Genomic DNA, 17227 nt, shown 5'->3' on the forward strand with positions numbered 1-17227 from the left:
ATGCGCTCTCTTACCCTGCATCTGAAAGTCCTGATCACCCTGCTGGTGAGCCTGGGCATTCTGATAACGGCCTACCAGATATTCATCCAGGGCATCCCGATCACCGAGGATGAGACCGACGACCTGTGGAACATCGACGCCAAGGTCGAGTTCCAGGCGAGCCCGAAGGACCCGGTCAAGGTCCAGATGTTCGTGCCGCCGTTGAACCGCGACTACGTCAGCCTCAACGAAAGCTTCATCTCCAACAATTACGGGGTGAGCATCAACCGCGTCGATGGCAACCGCAAGGTGACCTGGTCCGCCCGCCGCGCCAGCGGCAGCCAGACCCTCTATTACCGCCTGGTGCTGACCAAGCGCTACAGCGGCGAGAAGCCCAAGGACAAAGGCCCAATCTTCCGCGACAGCATTGCGGTGGAAGGCCCCGAGAAGATCGCCGCCGAAGCCCTGCTGGCCCCCATCCGCCAGCACTCCGCCGACGTCGAGACCTTCATCAGCGAGACCATCAAGCGGGTCAACAACCTCAACGATGACAACGTCAAGCTGCTGCTGGCCGGCGACCCGAGCACCCCGAACAAGGCCAAGGTCATCGAACTTCTGCTGTCCATCGCCCACGTGCCGATGGAACGCGTGCACACCATCCGCCTGATCAGCGAACAGGCGCAGAGCCCGGAGCTGTGGCTGCGCAGCTTCAACGGCGAGAACTGGCTGTACTTCAACCCCGAGACCGGCGAGCAGGGCCTGCCCAGCGACCGCCTGATCTGGTGGACCGGTGACGACGGCCTGGTCACCGTCGACGGCGGCAAGAAGGTCCAGGTGACCTTCAGCATGAACAACAGCGAGATGAACGCCATCCGCCTGGCCAAGCTGACCGACGAGAACACCGACGCCGACTTCCTCGAGTACTCGCTCTACGGACTGCCGCTGCAGACCCAGCAGACCTACCAGATCATGATCATGATCCCCATCGGCGTGCTGGTGATCCTGATCCTGCGCAACCTCGGCGGCCTGCAGACCCTGGGCACCTTCACCCCGGTGCTGATCGCCCTCGCCTTCCGTGAGACCCAGCTGGGCTTCGGCATCGTGCTCTTCACCATCATCACCGCGCTCGGCCTGTCGTTGCGCTCCTATCTCGAGCACCTGAAGCTGCAGATGCTGCCAAGGCTCTCGGTGGTGTTGACCTTCGTGGTGGTGCTGATCGCGGTCATCAGCCTGCTGAGCCACAAGCTCGGCCTGGAACGCGGCCTGTCCGTGGCCCTGTTCCCCATGGTGATCCTGACCATGACCATCGAGCGCCTGTCCATCACCTGGGAAGAGCGTGGCGGCGGCCATGCCTTCAAGGTGGCCATCGGCACCCTGGTCGCGGCCATCCTGGCGCACCTGCTGATGAGCATTCCGGAGCTGGTCTACTTCGTCTTCACCTTCCCGGCGGTGCTGTTGATCATGGTGGGCTTCATGCTGGCGATGGGGCGCTACCGCGGCTACCGCCTGACCGAGCTGTTCCGCTTCAAAGCCTTCCTGAAGGACTGAGCCATGTTCGGCCTGCTCAAGACGTGGAAAGCCCTCGAAGCCAAAGGCATCATGGGTATCAACCGGCGAAATGCGGACTACGTGCTGAAGTACAACAAACGGCACCTGTACCCGATCGTCGACGACAAGATCATCACCAAGCAGCGCGCCATCGAGGCGGGGATCCACGTACCGGAAATGTACGGCGTGATCTCCACCGAGAAGGAGATCGAGAAGCTCGACGAGATCATCGGCGAGCGTAACGACTTCGTGATCAAGCCGGCGCAGGGCGCCGGCGGCGACGGCATCCTGGTGATCGCCGACCGCTTCGAAGGCCGCTACAAGACGGTTTCCGGCAGGATCATCAGCCACGAGGAAATCGAGCACCAGCTCTCCTCCATTCTCACCGGCCTCTACTCCCTCGGCGGGCACCGTGACCGCGCACTGATCGAGTACCGCGTGACCCCGGACCAGATCTTCAAGAGCATCAGCTACGAAGGTGTGCCGGACATCCGCATCATCGTGCTGATGGGCTACCCGGTGATGGCCATGCTGCGCCTGCCGACCCGGCAGTCCAACGGCAAGGCCAACCTCCACCAGGGCGCCATCGGCGTGGGTGTGGACCTCGCCACCGGCGTGACCCTGCGCGGCACCTGGCTGAACAACAAGATCGCCAAGCACCCGGACACCACCAACGCAGTGGATGGCGTGCAACTGCCGAACTGGGACGGCTTCATGAAGCTGGCCGCCGGCTGCTACGAGCTCTGCGGCCTGGGCTACATCGGTGTCGACATGGTGCTGGACCAGGACAAGGGCCCCCTGATCCTTGAACTCAACGCCCGCCCCGGCCTGAACATCCAGATCGCCAACGACTGCGGCCTGACCCACCGCGCCCACGCCGTCGAGGCCCGCCTCGAAGAGCTGAAGGCCAAGGGCATCCAGGAAACCCCGGAAGAGCGCGTACGGTTTTCCCAGGAGCTCTTCGGCCATGTAAGGCCGGCGGAGATCTGAGCCACCGCTGCATGAAATAAGCCCGGCCCGCAGGTGCCGGGCTTTTTCATTATGGGTGTCCAACCAGGGCCAAAGGTGGGCTCATCCGTAGGGTGGACCACGCTTCATCGGTCCACCATGGGAGGGCTGGCCGGACACCGCTGGTGGATGAAAGAGCGCCATCCCCCTACGAAAAGCGGAACCAATGAAAAGGGGCCAATAGGCCCCTTTTCATCTACCCGACAACTCAGTCGTTGCTCGGCTTGTTCACCGCCTGCAGCACGTACTGCGGCAGGGCGAAGGCGCCGACATGGATTTCCGGATTGTAGTAGCGGGTCACGATGCCGCTGCCGGCATAGCGTTGGCGCAGGGTTTCCACGGGAAGCTTGCGCATTTCCGGGTCGGTGGCGCCCCAGGCGAAGGTCATGGCGCCGCCGATGTAGGTGGGCACCGCCGCCTGGTAGAAGTGCCAGTCGGCGAACAGGCTGTCCATGCGGCTGGCGGTGGTCTGCACTTCGCCAAGCTGCATGAAGGGGGTGCCGTTCTGGGTCACCAGCACGCCGCCGTCGTTCAGGCAGCGGCGGCAGGCCTGGTAGAAGTTTTCGGAGAACAGCACCTCGCCGGGACCGATCGGGTCGGTGGAGTCGGAGATGATGACGTCGAACCTTTCCTCGGTGGTGGCGACGAAGCGCATGCCGTCATCGATCACCAGGTTCAGGCGCGGGTCTTCATAGGCGCCCTTGGAATGGTTCGGCAGGAACTCCTTGCACATCTCCACTACCGTGCCGTCGATCTCGACCATGGTGATGCGCTCGATATCGCGGTGCTTGCACACTTCGCGGAGCATGCCACCGTCGCCACCACCGATGATCAGCACGCTCTTCGCCGCGCCATGGGCGAGGATCGGCACATGGGTGAGCATCTCGTGATAGATGAACTCGTCCGCCTCGGTGGTCTGGATCACGCCGTCCAGGGCCATGACACGCCCCATGCGGGCGTTCTCGAAGATCACCAGGTGCTGGTGCTCGGTGCGCACTTCGTGCAGCAGCTTGTCCATGCGAAAGCGCTGGCCGTATCCGTCGTAGAGAGTTTCCTGATAGTCGCTCATGGGTTGTCTCCCCTGCTGGCTGTATTAGCGGACGGTGCCTCCGCCCCATGAAAAGGCGCGCATTTTACGATGGCTTGGATGTCAGGTCGAACCGCGGCGGGAGAATTTGAAAGTCAGTTTTGCAGAGACAGCACGGCGCCGGGAGAATATCGTCACACCCTGACCGCAACCGCTCCCTTCAGCAGATTCCCGCGAGCCCACCGAGCCCATGCGCCTTGATTATTTCGAGCCCTGGAGCTGGAAGCAGTTCCAGCAACATTTCGCCCTGCGGCGCCTGCCCGGCGTCGAGCAGCTGACGGCCGACAGCTATTGCCGCAGCTTCCGCCTGGGCGCACGCAGTGGCTGGCTGCGCCTGCGCCCGGGGGCAGGCGCCCTGGAACTGGAGCTGAGCCCATCCGCCCGGGGCCTCGAGTCGCAACTGGCCCCGCGCATCCGGCAAATGTTCGACCTCGACACCGACCCCACCGCCATCGCCAGTCACCTGGCGCGCGACCCCTTGCTGCGCGGCCTGCTGGCGCGCTACCCGGGCCTGCGCCTGCCGGTGGCCTTCGACCCATTCGAGCAGGGGGTGCGCACCATCATCGGCCAGCAGGTCACGGTGAAGGCGGCGGTAACCATCGCCGGACGCCTGGTGGAGCGGCTCGGGGAGCCCCTGGAGGATGCCGAGACCGGCGGCCCGCAGCGGCTTTTTCCGACCCCGCAAGCTATCGCCGAAGCCCCCCTGCCCGGCATCGGCATGCCCGGCAAGCGTGTCGACACCCTGCGTCGCTTCGCCCGGGCGGTGGCCGATGGCAGCCTTGAACTGAACCTGACGGGCGGCGTCGAAGCCCTGGTGGAGCGCCTCTGCGCCCTGCCCGGCATTGGCCGCTGGACCGCCGAATACATCGCCTTGCGCGCCTTCGGCCAGCCGGACGCCTTTCCCACCGCAGACCTCGGCCTGCTCAAGTCGCCGCTCTGGGGCCCCGAAGGTATCAGCGCGCGGGAGCTGGCCAGCCGGGCTGAGCAGTGGCGCCCCTGGCGCGCCTATGCGGCCGTCTATCTCTGGCAGAGCTATGCCGAGGAGGAATGAAGATGTATTTCCGCTACCACGAAAGCCCCACCGGCGAGCTGCTGCTGGCTGGCGACGAGTCCGGCCTGCAGATGCTCTACATGGATACCGAGCGGCGCGGATACCCGAACGCCGACTGGCAGCCGGCCACTCGCCAGTTCGACGAACATTGCCGGCAGTTGGACCGCTACTTCGAAGGCCGCCTGAAACGCTTCGACCTGCTTCTTGCACCGCGCGGTACGCCCTTCCAGCAGGAAGTCTGGAAGGCGCTGCTGGAAATCCCCTATGGCTGCACCACCAGCTACAGCGAGCTGGCCGAACGCATCGGCAACCCGAAGGCGGTGCGCGCCGTGGGCACGGCCAATGGTGCCAACCCCATTTCCATCATCATTCCCTGCCACCGGGTCATCGGCCGCGATGGCAGCCTGACCGGCTATGCCGGCGGCCTGTCGCGCAAGGCGCTGCTGCTGAAGCTGGAAGGGGTCAAGCTGCAGCCGGAGCAGGACCAGTTGCTGCTGATCTGAGCCGAGTCATCATGGTTGCCGGATGCGCGCCAGCACCTTCGGTGGATCGGCCAATGGCAGCTCGATGATCATCCCCTCGCCGTTCTTCGGCGAGAAACCTGTCAGCGCCTTGATGTTCACCTGGTGGCTGACCATGATCACCGGCCGGTCCTTGGGCACGCTCTCGATGGCCTTGCGCATCTCCGCCTTCTGCGCCTCCTGGCTCTCCGGATCGCTGAAGAAGGAGTCCAGCGCCGAAAGCGTCTCCACCGCCCCCAGCCCCATTTCCTGGGCGGTGTCCTGGGCACGGCACCAACTGCTGGTGTAGAGGCGCGGCTGTTCCACCTTGCGCCGCACCAGCAACCTGCCCCAGCGCCGCGCCTCCTGGCGCCCCCGCTCGCTGAGGTTGCGCTGGGTGCTGCAATCGCCGAGGCGAAAACCTTCAGGGTCGCCGGTACCGGGCGCCGTGGTGTGACGCAGGAGCAGAAAGGCCTTGCCCTCGCGCAGGGCCTGCCAGGCGGATTTCTGGTCGGCGGCCGCCGGCAGGGCCAGCAGCGCGCACAGCAAAAGGACGATGAGTCGGGTCATGGCCGGGGCGCCGGCTGCAACGCCCGGCCACTGGTTGCCCTGTACAGGCCCGAATCCGGTCGGGCCGCAACGACGCAGCGGCAGGAACCCATGGAGGACGCTCCCTGGTGGATGCAGTCACCCCAAGGATAGATCGGCTGAAGGAACCCTTCCTCGCGCTCCGTCAGGCGATCCAGGGCGACATCAGCAGCGCGCCAGGTCGATCACCGCGAAGCTGGCCACTGTCTCGTGGCCATCCAGGGCACCGCCTTCGCGGGCCAGGCCGATGGTCTGCATGCCCGCTTCGCGGGCCGCATCCAGCTCCTGGACCACGTCGGAGAGGAACAGGATCTCCTCCCCGGGCAGGCCGATGGCCGAAGCGATGCGCTGGTAGGACGCCGCCTCGCGCTTGGGCCCGGAGGTGGTATCGAAGTAGCCGGAGAACAGCGGGGTCAGGTCGCCGGCCTCCGAGCAGCCGAAGATCAGCTTCTGTGCCTGGATGGAACCGGAGGAATAGACGTAGAGGTCATAGCCCTGCTCCTTCCAGCGGCGCAGCGCTTCCACCGCATCCGGGTAGACATGGCCCTTGAGCTGGCCGGCGCGATAGCCCTGTTCCCAGACCATGCCCTGCAGCGCCTTGAGCGACGTGGCCTTGCGGTCCTCGGCTATCCACCCCAGGAGGATTTCCACCACCCGCTCCGGGCTGGCCCCGGCCTCGCCGCTTTCGGCCCGCACGGCATCGATCTGCCGCGCTACTTCCGGCTCCTGCCCATGGGTCAGGACGAACTCCGGCAGATGGCGGGCAGCGAAGGGGAAAAGCACATCGAAGACAAAGCTCACCGCGCTGGTGGTACCTTCGATATCAGTCAGGATGGCCTTGATGGGCATGGGGAACTCCAGGTGAATCGGGTATGGCCGGCTCAATCTTCCAGCTGCGGGAAGCGCTTGGCGATCTCGTCGCCGGTGAACTGGGCGACCCAGCCTTCCGGGTTGTTGAACAGGCGGATGGCGACGAAGTGCGGATGCTCACCCATGTCGAACCAGTGGCGCGTACCGGCCGGTACCGAGATCAGGTCGTTCTTCTCGCAGAGCACGGCGTAGACGTAGTCGTCGATATGCAGGGTGAAGAGGCCGCGACCGGCGACGAAGAAGCGCACCTCGTCCTCGCCGTGGCGGTGCTCGTCGAGGAACTTGGCGCGCAGTTCGGCCTTCTGCGGATGGTCGGCGGTCAGGCTGACCACGTCGACCGTGACATAGCCCTGCTCCTGCATCAGGCGGTCGATCTGCGGCCGGTAGGCGGCGATCACCTCATCCTGGCTGGCGCCCGGGGCGATGGGGGCCGCGGCTTCCCAGCGCTCGAAGCGCACGCCGACGGCGGCCAGGGTGGAGGCGATATCGTCCAGGTGGGTCAGGACCTTGTTCGGCAGGTCAGGACTGGATTCGTGGTAAACGGTCAGGCTGCTCATCCGGGTACTCCTTTTGCGGGCCTCCTCCCGGCTCTCTGGCGGGTCGGTCGGCACCGGTATCAGTCAGGCATCTTCGTGCGAAGGAAGCATCAACGCCGGGAGATCGAGAGGGTCTTCAGCTCGCACTCGAAGAGAAACTCGAAGGCTTCGACCTGGCGCAGGGCATCGCTCATGCGCGGCCCCCAAGTATAGAGGCCGTGGCCGCGGATCAGGTAACCCACGCAGTCCGGGTGCTGCTCCAGCCAGGGCTGTACCTTGGCGGCCAGGCGGGAGATGTCCTGGTCGTTGTCGAAGATCGGCACCAGCACCTGGGATTCGTGGGTGGTGATGCCGCTGAAAGCCTTCTGCAGCTCGTAGTCGGCGAACACCAGGGAATCGGCCAGGGTCAGCCGCGAGAGCACGGTGGCGTTCACCGAATGGGTGTGCAGCACGGCACCGACTTCCGGCTTCCAGCGGTAGAGCTGGGTATGCAGCAGGGTCTCCGCCGAGGGTTTCTTCCCCGGCTCCAGGCTGTTGCCGTCGAGATCCGTGGCCAGCACGTCGTCCGGCCCCAGCTGGCCCTTGTGCTTGCCGGACACGGTCAGCAGCGCCTCGCTGGCGGACAAGCGTACCGAGTAGTTGCTGCTGGTGGCCGGCGACCAGCCGCGGCCGTAAAGGAAGCGGCCGGCGTCGATGATTTCCTGGGCGAGTTGTTGGCGATTCATGCCCGCTCCTCTTGCAATCGGGTGGCAATGATAACGGCTGCGGCGGTTGCCGCGAGACTGGCGATGACGTAGGTCCAGACCGGCCCCAGGCTGCTCCAGCTATAGCCCGAGTAGAGTGCGCCGAGGGCGCCACCGGTGCCGGCCAGGGCGGCGTAGAGCGCCTGGCTCTGTCCCTGCTGGCGCGGTCCGAACCGACGTTGCACGAAATGGATGGCGGCTGCGTGAAAGCTGCCGAAGGTGGCCGCGTGCAGCAACTGGGCGAACAGCAGCACCGGGAGCTGGTCGGAGAAGTTGCCCAGCAGCAGCCAGCGCAGAGCGGCGATCAGGACGCTGGCCAGCAGTACCGTACGCACCGAGTAGCGCGCGAGGATGCGCGCCATCACCAGGAACAGCAGCACCTCGGCCACCACCCCCAGGGCCCAGAGCTGGCCGATCAGGCTGCGCGAGTAGCCGAGGGCCTCCAGGTAGATGGTCTGGAAGCTGTAGTAAGGGCCATGGGACAGCTGCATCAGCCCCACACATAGATAGAAGGCCAGCACGCCGGGCTGGCGCAGCTGGGCGAGGAAGCCACCCTGCCCCGCCACGTCCGGCCGCGCCTGGGGCGTGGCGTTGGGCACCCAGAAGCTGCTGAGGACTATGCCGCCCATGATGACCACCAGCGCCCAGGGATAGAGATCCAGGCTGAACAGCTCGAACAGCTTGCCCAGTCCGATCACCGTGAGGATGAAGCCGATGGAGCCCCAGAGCCGTACCTCGCTGTAGCGCGCCGCCTGCTCCTTGAGGTGCGCCAGGGTGATCACCTCGAACTGCGGCAGCACCGCATGCCAGAAGAAGGCGTGCAGGGCCATGATCAGCGCCAGCCAGGCATAGCTGTGGCTGACGAAGATCAGCGAGAAGGTCACCAGGGTGCAGAAGGCACCGAAGCGCACGATATCCAGGCGCCGGCCGCTGCGGTCGCCCAGCCAGCCCCAGAGATTGGGCGCCACGCAGCGCATCAGCATGGGAATGGCCAGCAGCTCGCCGATTCGCGCACTGGAAAAGCCCAGGTGCGCGAAGTACAGCCCGAGGAAGGGCGCCGTGGCGCCCAGCAGGGAGAAATAGAAGAGATAGAAGCTGGACAGCCGCCAGTAGGGCAGCGCGCTCGCGCCGCCCGTCACAGCTGGCCGAGCACCGGGGTCTCGACCTGCACGTCGGCGTTCTGCGCACGGTGACGCAGCAGGTGGTCCATCAGCACGATGGCCATCATGGCTTCGGCGATCGGGGTGGCGCGGATGCCCACGCAGGGGTCATGGCGGCCCTTGGTGACCACCTCAACCGGGTTGCCGTGGATATCGATGGAACGGCCGGGGGTGGTGATGCTGGAGGTGGGCTTGAGCGCCAGGTTGGCGACGATCGGCTGGCCGGAGGAAATGCCGCCGAGGATGCCGCCGGCATTGTTGGAGAGGAAGCCTTGCGGGGTCAGCTCGTCGCGATGCTGGGTGCCGCGCTGGGCCACGCTGGCGAAACCGGCGCCGATCTCCACGCCCTTCACCGCATTGATGCTCATCAGCGCGTGGGCCAGTTCGGCGTCCAGGCGGTCGAAGATCGGCTCGCCCAGGCCCGGCGGCACGCCTTCGGCGACCACGGTGATCTTCGCGCCCACCGAATCCTGGTCGCGACGCAACTGGTCCATGTAGGCCTCCAGCTCCGGCACCTTGTCCGGGTCGGGGCTGAAGAAGGCGTTCTGCTCCACCGAATCCCAGGTCTTGAAGGGAATCTCGATGGGGCCGAGCTGGCTCATGTAGCCACGCACGGTGATGCCCTGGGTGGCCAGGAACTTCTTGGCGATGGCGCCGGCAGCCACGCGCATGGCGGTTTCCCGCGCCGAGGAACGGCCGCCGCCACGGTAGTCGCGGATACCGTACTTGTGGTGGTAGGTGTAATCGGCATGGGCCGGGCGGAACAGGTCCTTGATCGCCGAGTAGTCCTTGGACTTCTGGTCGGTGTTGCGGATCAGCAGGCCGATGGCGCAACCGGTGGTCTTGCCCTCGAACACGCCGGAGAGGATCTCCACCTCGTCGGCTTCCTGGCGCTGGGTGGTGTGGCGACTGGTGCCCGGCTTGCGGCGATCCAGGTCGCGCTGCAGGTCCTCGAGGGAAATATCCAGCCCCGGCGGGCAGCCGTCGACTATGGCGACCAGCGCCGGACCATGGCTTTCGCCAGCGGTGGTGACGGTGAACAGCTTGCCGTAGGTGTTGCCGGACATGCACAGTGCTCCGCAGAAATGGGCCTCGATCGAAGGTCGAGCAGTATACCCGCGGCGTCCAGCCAGTTCACCCCTCGAACCTTGTGCCGTCGGCCGCGTCCAACCCGCCATCCAGGACACCACCCCGACCCATGCTGCGATTCCTCCTGCTGATCCTCCCCCTCCTCGCCGGCCTGGCCCGGGCCGAGCCCCAGAGTGTGCTGCAGCGCCCCATCGAACTGGACACCGGCAGCGGCGTGCTGTACGGCACCCTGCTGCGGCCGAAGACCGAGAATGCGGTGCCGGTGGCGCTGATCATCGCCGGCTCCGGCCCCACCGACCGCGACGGCAACAATTCGCTCGGCGGACGCAACGACAGCCTGAAGAAGCTTGCGCAATTGCTCGCGCGCAACGGCATCGCCAGCCTGCGCTATGACAAGCGTGGCATTGCCGCCAGCCGGGAGGCCGGTACCGACGAGCGCCAGCTCAGCATCGAGCTCTACGCCCGCGATGCGGCGGCCTGGGGCCAGCGCCTGAAGCAGGACCCGCGCTTCTCCCGGCTGATCCTCATCGGCCACAGCGAAGGCGCGCTGATCGCCAGCCTGGCCGCGGATGCGGCCGGAGCCGACGCCCTGGTCAGCATCGCCGGCAGTGCCCGCCCCATCGACCAGTTGCTGCGCGACCAGCTGCAGAACCGCCTGCCGCCGCCCCTGCTGGCCCAGAGCGACGCCCTGCTGGCCAGCCTGCGGGCGGGCCAGCAGGTGGCCGAAGTGCCGCAGGCGCTGGAGGTACTGTTCCGGCCGAGCGTGCAACCCTACCTGATCTCCCTGTTCCGCCAGGACCCGGCGCAGGCCTTCGGCCGCCTGCGCATACCGGCGCTGATCCTCCAGGGCAGCCACGACATCCAGGTCAGCGTGAGCGACGCCGAGCAGCTCAAGGCCGCCAGGCCCGACGCCCGACTGGCCATAGTCGAAGGCATGAACCACATGCTGCGTATCGTGCCGCTGGACATGGAACAGCAGCTGGCGTCCTACAGGAACCCGCAGTTGCCCCTGGCGCGGGAGCTGGGTGAGCACATCCTGGCCTTCATCCAGGGGCTCCCCGCCTCCAGAAATTCGGAAAGCGGCCGATAAGACCTCAGGTTCTGCAAGAAACCTCACACAGTGCAGGTAGATTGCTCAACAAGACCGGCACGAACGTTCTACATTCGTCGGCGCAGGCCCCTACAAGGTATTTCCCGATGACCGAAAGCACAGCCGAACAGCAGGGCACCGAGGAAGCCGCACCTCAGCCCCACCCCTGGGCGGAACTGGCCGCAGAGCGCTTCGAGCTGCTGCGCCTCGCGCCGCTGCCCATCGACCGCCATACCGGCGCGCGGCCCCTGCGCTTCGTCGAGCTGGGCCGGGTGGAGCGCCACGGCAAGGAGCAGAGCCTGCTGCGCCTGGTCATCCAGTTGCCCGGACAGAAAGTCCGCAAGGAGCGGAACCTGCTGGAGGTCTGGGCCGATCATCGCAACAAGGAAGTCCGCTTCGGCCCGGACAGCGGCTTGCAGCTGGAACCGCAGAACCGTGGCCTGGGGCGCTTCCTGCTGGGCCAGGGCATCGCCTGGGCCAGGCAGCGCTGGGCGCACTATCGGATCGAAGGTGGCGCGCTGCCGGCCAAGGACGCGCTGGACAACGAGGCGCGCCTGCGCCGCGACCACGTGCTCAAGGCCCAGGGCTTCGAGGTCGACTACCTGGACAACCTGCAGCTCAAGGCCCGCTATGGCGCTGGCCGGGTCAGCGAACTGCACGGCGACTGGCGCCGCGAGAAGGTGCAGGTGGTGGATCTGCAGGAGGCCGCCGCGATGCTGGAACAGGCGGACCAGAACCTGCAGCGGCAGGAGGTGGAGATCCGCAAGCTGGGGGAGCGGATCGCCGTCTACAAGCGGGAAGACAGCGGCCTGCGCTTCACCATCGCCTGCCTGGTGGCCTTCGCCGTGTTCCAGGCCGGCCTGCTGATCTGGATCACCACACGCTGACCCCGCGGGTCAGCCGTTCAGCCGCGCGCGGAACAGCGCCTGGTGCTCGCGGCACTGCCTGGCGCTGAGCATGAACACGCCATGGCCACCGTGCTGGAACTCCAGCCAGAGGAAGTCAACCTCCGGGTAGAGCGCTTCCACGTGCACCTGGCTGTTGCCCACCTCGACTATCAGCAGGCCCTTTTCCGTCAGGTGGTCGGCCGCTTCGGCCAGCATCCGCCGTACCAGGTCCAGGCCATCGGTGCCGCAGGCCAGCCCCAGTTCGGGTTCGTGGTGGTACTCGGCCGGCATGTCGGCGAAGTCCTCGGCATCCACATAGGGCGGATTGGAAACGATCAGGTCGAATCGCTGCCCCGGCAGAGCGTCGAAACCGTCGCCCTGCACCGTGTAGACCCGCTCTTCCAGGCCATGGCGCTCGATGTTCAGGTTGGCCACTTCCAGCGCGTCGAAGGACAGGTCGCCCAGCACCACTTCGGCTTCCGGGAAGCCATGGGCGCAGGCGATGCCAATGCAGCCGGAACCGGTACAGAGGTCGAGGATGCGCGCCGGGGCCTGGGGCAGCCAGGGAGCGAAGCGCTGCTGGATCAGCTCGGCGATCGGCGAACGGGGCACCAGGACCCGCTCGTCGACCACGAAGGGCATGCCACAGAACCAGGCCTCGCCCAGCAGATAGGCCACCGGCACGCGCTCCTCGATGCGCCGGCGGAGCAGTTCGCGCAGTCCGGCGCACTCGTCTTCTTCCAGGCGGCAGTCCAGGTAGCTGTCGGCGATCTCATAGGGCAGGTGCAGCGCACCGAGCACCAGCTGACGCGCCTCGTCCCAGGCATTGTCGGTGCCGTGACCGAAGAACAGGTTTTCAGCATGGAAACGGCTGACAGCCCAGCGGATGTGATCACGCAGGGTTCGCAGGCGGGATTCGGACACGACAGCTACCTCGGCAAACGGGGCGTCAAGTCTAGCACCCCTCCCGACTTGCGGCAGCTCGCGACAGCCGACGAACGGAGGCCCGGGGCCAGCACCCGGCCACCCCGCAGGCCGCGGGGCGGCTCGATGCCCGACGTGCGCCGGGCAACTGGACCTTGGTCCATGGTTCACTTATTCCTCCGCACGGCGGACAATAGTGGCCATGTCGTACTCGGAGGTCCGCATGTCCGCCCCAAAATCCATGTTCCAGCTCAGTGGCCGCGGCTATCCGCCGGCCAACCTGAACAACGCCACCCTGGTCGTCATAGACGCCCAGGAGGAATATCGCAGCGGCGTCCTCGCCCTGCCCGGCCTCGATGCCGCCCTCGACGAGATCGCCAGCCTCCTCGCCGCCGCCCGCGCCATGGGTAGCGCCATCGTCCACGTGAAGCACCTCGGCGTGCCCGGCGGTATCTTCGATCCCCGTGGCGAACGCGGCGAGCACCTTCCGGAAGTCGCCCCCCTGCCGGGCGAGATAGTGGTGGAGAAGCGTCTGCCCAACGCCTTCGCCGGCACCGACCTGCACGACCGCCTGCAGGAGATCGGTCACCTGGACCTGATCGTCTGCGGTTTCATGACCCACTCCAGCATCAGCACCACGGTCCGTGCCGCCAAGGACTATGGTTATCGCTGCACGCTGGTGAGCGCAGCCTGTGCGACCCGCGACCTGCCGACCGTCGATGGCGGCGTCATCAGCGCGGAAGAAATGCACCGTGTCGAGGTGATCGCCCTCGCCGACAACTTCGCCAGCGTGGTGCCGCAGGCCAAGGCGCTGATCTAGGCGTCGTTGCATCCCACGACATCCGCCGGGGGAATGACCGGAACCACCGCCAGCTGGCGCCGGTCATATCCCGATCATGCAAGAGGACGTCCGGATGAAGTTATCCGATGGTTTCGATGCCCGCCGCCTGCGCCCACGGGGCCCGGGCAATTGGCGCTGGCGTTTCGCGGCGGCGCTGGCGGCGCTGTTCGCCGGATTCGGCGTACTGCTGGCGATGGCCGGCACCGCCACCCTGCTGGGACGCCCACCCGCCCTGGGCCCACTCAACGACAGTACCGGCGCGGCCATCGTGCTGCTGCTCTTCGGCCTGCTCTTCCTCTGGGTCGGGGTACTCGCCTGGCGCCTCTGCCGGCGGCGCTCCCGACGCCGCAGCGACCTCAGCCTGTCACCGCATCTGATGAAGAAACGCGACTGAGCCGCGAGCCGGGCATTTGGGTAAACTAGCCGCCCTTCGCGGAGGCCTGTAATGCAAGACGACGCCCAGAAAGACGACGAAAGTTCCCTGTTCGCCATGGAAATGCGCGGTGTGAAGCGCATCCAGACCGATCGCGCCGACACCGGCAAGGTACGCACCGACCTGAAACAGCTGGCCAACCGGCGGCAGAACGCCACCCTGAGCGTCGCCAGCGTGAAGGTCGACGGCCTGTCCGACCAGTTCGTCATCGACGTCGGCGCCGAGGACGAGCTGTCCTGGTCCCGCGATGGCGTCCAGGAAGGTCAGATGCGCAAGCTCAAGCAAGGCCAGATCGGCTTCGAAGGCAGCCTCGACCTGCACGGCATGACGGTGGAAAAGGCCCGCGAGACCCTCTGGGACTTCATCGCCGAAGCCACCCGCTTCGAGGTGCGCTGCGTGCGCGTGACCCACGGCAAGGCGGCACGCCTGGACGGCAAGCGCCCGCTGATCAAGAGCCACGTCAACACCTGGCTGCGCCAGCACCCGCAGGTGCTGGGCTTCACCTCCTGCCTGCCGAAGCACGGCGGCACCGGCGCGGTCTACGTGATGCTGCGGCGGACCATGCTGGAAGGCCGCGACGAATAGAACACCCGACCAAGCGGCGGGCGCCGAGCGCAGCCCGCCCTTGCCAGCCGCTCCTTGGCGCCCTACCCTGCGTCTTTGCGTAAACCCCCACAGGAATTTCCATGTCCCTGGAACAGCATTACACCGCCATCCTCGGCCAGCTCGGCGAGGATGTCTCCCGTGAAGGCCTGCTCGATACCCCGAAGCGCGCCGCCAAGGCGATGCAGTATCTCTGCCGCGGCTACGAGCAGACGCTGGAAGAAGTCACCAACGGCGCCCTGTTCAGCTCCGACAACAGCGAAATGGTGCTGGTGAAGAACATCGAGCTGTACTCGCTCTGCGAGCACCACCTGCTGCCGTTCATCGGCAAGGCGCACGTGGCCTACATCCCCAACGGCAAGGTGCTGGGCCTGTCCAAGGTCGCGCGCATCGTCGACATGTACGCCCGCCGCCTGCAGATCCAGGAAAACCTCAGCCGCCAGATCGCCGAGGCCGTGCAGCAGGTCACCGGCGCCCTGGGCGTGGCCGTGGTCATCGAGGCCCAGCACATGTGCATGATGATGCGCGGCGTGGAGAAGCAGAACTCCTCCATGGTCACCTCGGTGATGCTCGGCGAGTTCCGCGAAAACGCGGCGACCCGCAGCGAATTCCTCAGCCTGATCAACAACTGAGTTTCGCCTTCCCCGAAAAAGCCGGCGCAAGCCGGCTTCTTTCGTTGCGCCACGGCAAGGACCTGGGCCTCGCCGGCTAGAAGCTCTTGCCGTCCACCTTCACCACCTTCAGCCCGTCGAGGGGCACGTCTTCCAGGCAGCGGACATTCACTGCGGCCATGGCCTTGCCCTTGGGGTCGGAGGCCTCGCCATAGGGCGCGCAGCCGCAGGTGGCGCAGAAATGGTGGGCGATGTGCATGCGGTTGAAGCGATAGGTGGACAGGTCCGACTCGGGCGTGGAGAGACGCAGCTGCTCCCGTGGCACGAACCAGAGCAGGTAGCCGCGCCGGCTGCACAGCGAACAGTTGCACTCCATGACCTGCTCGATGACGCCCTCGACCTCGAAGGCTATCTTCCCGCAATGGCAGCTACCCCGGTACTTCATGGCCGGCACTCCGATGGACGCCTGTTGGCAGGCTGGAGCGTCCAACTTAGTACAGGCCCGGACGCTCCGCCATGGCAGGCGGCGTCCTAACCCGTTCAGCCGAAGAAGCGTTTCATCGAGCGCGACAGCCAGCCACCACTGCCGTTGTCCCGGGTCAATTGCTGCATGTTGGCCTTCACTGCCTCGACGTAGTTGGCATCGTCGTTGCGGATGTGATTGAGCAACCAGCGCCCGAGCAGGCCCTTGAGCTCGTCGGCCACGTCTTCGGCGGCTTCGTGACGCGTGCGCAACACGTTGACGCGCCGGATGAACAGCTCATGGACCTTCTTGTGCGCTCGGCTGAAGCGGTAGCCGGCATCTTCCAGCAAGGCTTCCTCGAAGGCGAAATGCGACAGCGTATAGTCGACTACTTCCTCGATCACCCGCGCCACCGCGGCCTTGTCCTGATCCACCTGGGCGGCGTGCAACGCATTGATCATCTCGACGATACGTTTGTGCTGGCCATCGATGACCTCGATACCGGTGTCCAGATCGCTTTCCCACTCGAGAAACACCACTTGCCCTCCTCGCCGCGCAGCCTTGGCATTGTCTGGAATAACGAAACCGCCGATAGGCTAGAGGCTGAGGACAGGGAAAATCTTGATATCAATCAATAGGATGAGGACAACCTGCGACTAAATCGCGCCCGAGACGAAAAAGCCGGCTAGCGCCGGCTTTTTCATTCATAACAATCGCCCATGCCTGTTCAATGCTCCGGATAGATTCCCAATGCCTTGGCTGACCCGATCAAATCGAATGGCCGCTTCAATGCTTCAATCTGGTCGAGTTGAGCTCGCTTGGCTTGAGGAATAGCAAGATAACGCGCTTTGTAACCGAGCATTGAGTACAGCCCCAGCATCGACTCCCCTGTGATCTTGCCTTGAGGGTCGTCAGTGATGGAAAACCCTGGCAAGCCCGCCTCTCGGGCCAAGTGCCGGGCCAACAGAAGCTCCGTTGCCTCCTTTTTTCTGCACTCCCATTGATTGCGAGCCAGTGAGTACAGAAGCGTTACACGCTTTTCTTCTTCGGTCAGTTCGACAGAGCCAAATAGACCTGCCGGCAGTAATGCTGTGCCGCCCAAGCAAATCGCAGATCGTGTCCCACCGAGTGGTGTAACTGCCATGGTTCTGGCAGTTGAGTTTGCGGGGACTCAGCTGATCACAGCAGATAGCCGAGCAGTTTGATTGTCACTGAG

General features: G+C 65.4%; 21 protein-coding genes. 10 read left to right on the forward strand and 11 right to left on the reverse strand.

All coding sequences use genetic code 11. The features are described from left to right. The gene (locus ACFPU0_RS18570) at positions 1 to 1527 is read left to right on the forward strand and encodes an inactive transglutaminase family protein (protein ID WP_377694748.1); all 1527 of its coding nucleotides are present in this window, start codon (positions 1 to 3) and stop codon (positions 1525 to 1527) included. Between the two features lie 3 nt (positions 1528 to 1530). Next, positions 1531 to 2517 carry an alpha-L-glutamate ligase-like protein gene (locus ACFPU0_RS18575; RefSeq protein WP_377694749.1) on the forward strand — a complete coding sequence of 329 codons (987 nt, stop codon included), beginning with the start codon at positions 1531 to 1533 and terminating at the stop codon, positions 2515 to 2517. A gap of 226 nt (positions 2518 to 2743) precedes the next feature. On the opposite strand, the gene speE is transcribed toward ACFPU0_RS18575, so the two are convergent. Continuing rightward, entirely contained in the window at positions 2744 to 3604 is an 861-nt protein-coding gene (speE, locus tag ACFPU0_RS18580; RefSeq protein ID WP_377694750.1) for a polyamine aminopropyltransferase, read from the reverse strand. A gap of 208 nt (positions 3605 to 3812) precedes the next feature. Here speE and ACFPU0_RS18585 point away from each other — a divergent pair, with 208 nt between their 5' ends. Together ACFPU0_RS18585 and ACFPU0_RS18590 are read left to right on the forward strand one after the other, a co-directional pair. Continuing rightward, a complete protein-coding gene (locus tag ACFPU0_RS18585) occupies positions 3813 to 4673 on the forward strand; it encodes a DNA-3-methyladenine glycosylase family protein (RefSeq protein WP_377694751.1) in 861 nt (286 codons plus the stop codon). 2 nt (positions 4674 to 4675) lie between these two features. Continuing rightward, positions 4676 to 5176, forward strand: a complete 501-nt coding sequence (locus ACFPU0_RS18590) for a methylated-DNA--[protein]-cysteine S-methyltransferase (protein WP_377694752.1) — start codon at positions 4676 to 4678, stop codon at positions 5174 to 5176. 9 nt (positions 5177 to 5185) lie between these two features. On the opposite strand, the gene ACFPU0_RS18595 is transcribed toward ACFPU0_RS18590, so the two are convergent. From ACFPU0_RS18595 to aroC, 6 genes are all read right to left on the reverse strand, one after another. Next, positions 5186 to 5743, reverse strand: a complete 558-nt coding sequence (locus ACFPU0_RS18595) for a histidine phosphatase family protein (protein WP_377694753.1) — start codon at positions 5741 to 5743, stop codon at positions 5186 to 5188. Between the two features lie 183 nt (positions 5744 to 5926). Continuing rightward, positions 5927 to 6610 (reverse strand): acireductone synthase, encoded by a 684-nt coding sequence (gene mtnC, locus ACFPU0_RS18600; RefSeq protein WP_377694754.1) that lies wholly within the window; start codon positions 6608 to 6610, stop codon positions 5927 to 5929. Between the two features lie 32 nt (positions 6611 to 6642). Beyond that, the gene (locus tag ACFPU0_RS18605; protein ID WP_377694755.1) at positions 6643 to 7188 is read right to left on the reverse strand and encodes a 1,2-dihydroxy-3-keto-5-methylthiopentene dioxygenase; all 546 of its coding nucleotides are present in this window, start codon (positions 7186 to 7188) and stop codon (positions 6643 to 6645) included. Positions 7189 to 7277: 89 nt separating this feature from the next. Next, positions 7278 to 7892, reverse strand: a complete 615-nt coding sequence (locus tag ACFPU0_RS18610; RefSeq protein WP_377694756.1) for a methylthioribulose 1-phosphate dehydratase — start codon at positions 7890 to 7892, stop codon at positions 7278 to 7280. After that, positions 7889 to 9049 (reverse strand): MFS transporter, encoded by a 1161-nt coding sequence (locus tag ACFPU0_RS18615; protein ID WP_377694757.1) that lies wholly within the window; start codon positions 9047 to 9049, stop codon positions 7889 to 7891. Before ACFPU0_RS18615 ends, ACFPU0_RS18610 begins: the two co-directional genes overlap by 4 nt. Further along, positions 9046 to 10137 (reverse strand): chorismate synthase, encoded by a 1092-nt coding sequence (gene aroC, locus ACFPU0_RS18620; RefSeq protein ID WP_377694759.1) that lies wholly within the window; start codon positions 10135 to 10137, stop codon positions 9046 to 9048. Before aroC ends, ACFPU0_RS18615 begins: the two co-directional genes overlap by 4 nt. A gap of 131 nt (positions 10138 to 10268) precedes the next feature. On the opposite strand from aroC, the gene ACFPU0_RS18625 reads away from it, so the two are divergent. Further along, positions 10269 to 11249 carry an alpha/beta hydrolase gene (locus ACFPU0_RS18625; protein WP_377694760.1) on the forward strand — a complete coding sequence of 327 codons (981 nt, stop codon included), beginning with the start codon at positions 10269 to 10271 and terminating at the stop codon, positions 11247 to 11249. A gap of 107 nt (positions 11250 to 11356) precedes the next feature. Next, the gene (locus ACFPU0_RS18630; protein ID WP_377694761.1) at positions 11357 to 12136 is read left to right on the forward strand and encodes a hypothetical protein; all 780 of its coding nucleotides are present in this window, start codon (positions 11357 to 11359) and stop codon (positions 12134 to 12136) included. A 9-nt stretch (positions 12137 to 12145) separates the two neighbouring features. On the opposite strand, the gene prmB is transcribed toward ACFPU0_RS18630, so the two are convergent. After that, positions 12146 to 13060, reverse strand: coding sequence for a 50S ribosomal protein L3 N(5)-glutamine methyltransferase (gene prmB / locus ACFPU0_RS18635; protein WP_377694762.1), 915 nt, complete (start codon positions 13058 to 13060; stop codon positions 12146 to 12148). Between the two features lie 223 nt (positions 13061 to 13283). Between prmB and ACFPU0_RS18640 the strand changes: the two genes are divergently transcribed. From ACFPU0_RS18640 to folE, 4 genes are all read left to right on the forward strand, one after another. After that, the gene (locus tag ACFPU0_RS18640; protein WP_377694763.1) at positions 13284 to 13880 is read left to right on the forward strand and encodes a cysteine hydrolase family protein; all 597 of its coding nucleotides are present in this window, start codon (positions 13284 to 13286) and stop codon (positions 13878 to 13880) included. Between the two features lie 94 nt (positions 13881 to 13974). Further along, entirely contained in the window at positions 13975 to 14295 is a 321-nt protein-coding gene (locus ACFPU0_RS18645) for a hypothetical protein (RefSeq protein ID WP_377694764.1), read from the forward strand. A 51-nt stretch (positions 14296 to 14346) separates the two neighbouring features. Next, positions 14347 to 14919, forward strand: a complete 573-nt coding sequence (locus ACFPU0_RS18650) for a Smr/MutS family protein (RefSeq protein WP_377694765.1) — start codon at positions 14347 to 14349, stop codon at positions 14917 to 14919. 101 nt (positions 14920 to 15020) lie between these two features. After that, complete coding sequence (gene folE, locus ACFPU0_RS18655; protein ID WP_377694766.1) at positions 15021 to 15569, forward strand: GTP cyclohydrolase I FolE; 549 nt, start codon at positions 15021 to 15023, stop codon at positions 15567 to 15569. Positions 15570 to 15645: 76 nt separating this feature from the next. Here folE and ACFPU0_RS18660 read toward each other — a convergent pair whose 3' ends face one another. The 3 genes from ACFPU0_RS18660 to ACFPU0_RS18670 all read right to left on the reverse strand — a co-directional run bounded on the left by ACFPU0_RS18660 (position 15646) and on the right by ACFPU0_RS18670 (position 17113). Beyond that, positions 15646 to 15993, reverse strand: a complete 348-nt coding sequence (locus ACFPU0_RS18660) for a GFA family protein (RefSeq protein ID WP_377694767.1) — start codon at positions 15991 to 15993, stop codon at positions 15646 to 15648. A 95-nt stretch (positions 15994 to 16088) separates the two neighbouring features. Further along, on the reverse strand, positions 16089 to 16550 hold the full coding sequence (locus ACFPU0_RS18665) for a bacteriohemerythrin (RefSeq protein ID WP_377694768.1): 462 nt from the start codon (positions 16548 to 16550) through the stop codon (positions 16089 to 16091). A gap of 188 nt (positions 16551 to 16738) precedes the next feature. Beyond that, entirely contained in the window at positions 16739 to 17113 is a 375-nt protein-coding gene (locus tag ACFPU0_RS18670; RefSeq protein ID WP_377694769.1) for a hypothetical protein, read from the reverse strand. Positions 17114 to 17227: the final 114 nt, after the last annotated feature.

It is taken from the genome of Pseudomonas sp. GCM10022186, from assembly GCF_042656385.1.
In the GTDB taxonomy this organism is placed as follows: Bacteria; Pseudomonadota; Gammaproteobacteria; order Pseudomonadales; family Pseudomonadaceae; genus Metapseudomonas.

Bases quoted from the DNA above. Each gene is read 5' to 3' on its own strand.
- ACFPU0_RS18570 (WP_377694748.1), top strand. From the start codon at position 1: ATGCGCTCTCTTACCCTGCATCTGAAAGTCCTGATCACCCTGCTGGTG.
- ACFPU0_RS18575 (WP_377694749.1), top strand. From the start codon at position 1,531: ATGTTCGGCCTGCTCAAGACGTGGAAAGCCCTCGAAGCCAAAGGCATC.
- speE (WP_377694750.1), bottom strand. From the start codon at position 3,604: ATGAGCGACTATCAGGAAACTCTCTACGACGGATACGGCCAGCGCTTT.
- ACFPU0_RS18585 (WP_377694751.1), top strand. From the start codon at position 3,813: ATGCGCCTTGATTATTTCGAGCCCTGGAGCTGGAAGCAGTTCCAGCAA.
- ACFPU0_RS18590 (WP_377694752.1), top strand. From the start codon at position 4,676: ATGTATTTCCGCTACCACGAAAGCCCCACCGGCGAGCTGCTGCTGGCT.
- ACFPU0_RS18595 (WP_377694753.1), bottom strand. From the start codon at position 5,743: ATGACCCGACTCATCGTCCTTTTGCTGTGCGCGCTGCTGGCCCTGCCG.
- mtnC (WP_377694754.1), bottom strand. From the start codon at position 6,610: ATGCCCATCAAGGCCATCCTGACTGATATCGAAGGTACCACCAGCGCG.
- ACFPU0_RS18605 (WP_377694755.1), bottom strand. From the start codon at position 7,188: ATGAGCAGCCTGACCGTTTACCACGAATCCAGTCCTGACCTGCCGAAC.
- ACFPU0_RS18610 (WP_377694756.1), bottom strand. From the start codon at position 7,892: ATGAATCGCCAACAACTCGCCCAGGAAATCATCGACGCCGGCCGCTTC.
- aroC (WP_377694759.1), bottom strand. From the start codon at position 10,137: ATGTCCGGCAACACCTACGGCAAGCTGTTCACCGTCACCACCGCTGGC.
- ACFPU0_RS18625 (WP_377694760.1), top strand. From the start codon at position 10,269: ATGCTGCGATTCCTCCTGCTGATCCTCCCCCTCCTCGCCGGCCTGGCC.
- ACFPU0_RS18630 (WP_377694761.1), top strand. From the start codon at position 11,357: ATGACCGAAAGCACAGCCGAACAGCAGGGCACCGAGGAAGCCGCACCT.
- ACFPU0_RS18640 (WP_377694763.1), top strand. From the start codon at position 13,284: ATGTCCGCCCCAAAATCCATGTTCCAGCTCAGTGGCCGCGGCTATCCG.
- ACFPU0_RS18645 (WP_377694764.1), top strand. From the start codon at position 13,975: ATGAAGTTATCCGATGGTTTCGATGCCCGCCGCCTGCGCCCACGGGGC.
- ACFPU0_RS18650 (WP_377694765.1), top strand. From the start codon at position 14,347: ATGCAAGACGACGCCCAGAAAGACGACGAAAGTTCCCTGTTCGCCATG.
- folE (WP_377694766.1), top strand. From the start codon at position 15,021: ATGTCCCTGGAACAGCATTACACCGCCATCCTCGGCCAGCTCGGCGAG.
- ACFPU0_RS18660 (WP_377694767.1), bottom strand. From the start codon at position 15,993: ATGAAGTACCGGGGTAGCTGCCATTGCGGGAAGATAGCCTTCGAGGTC.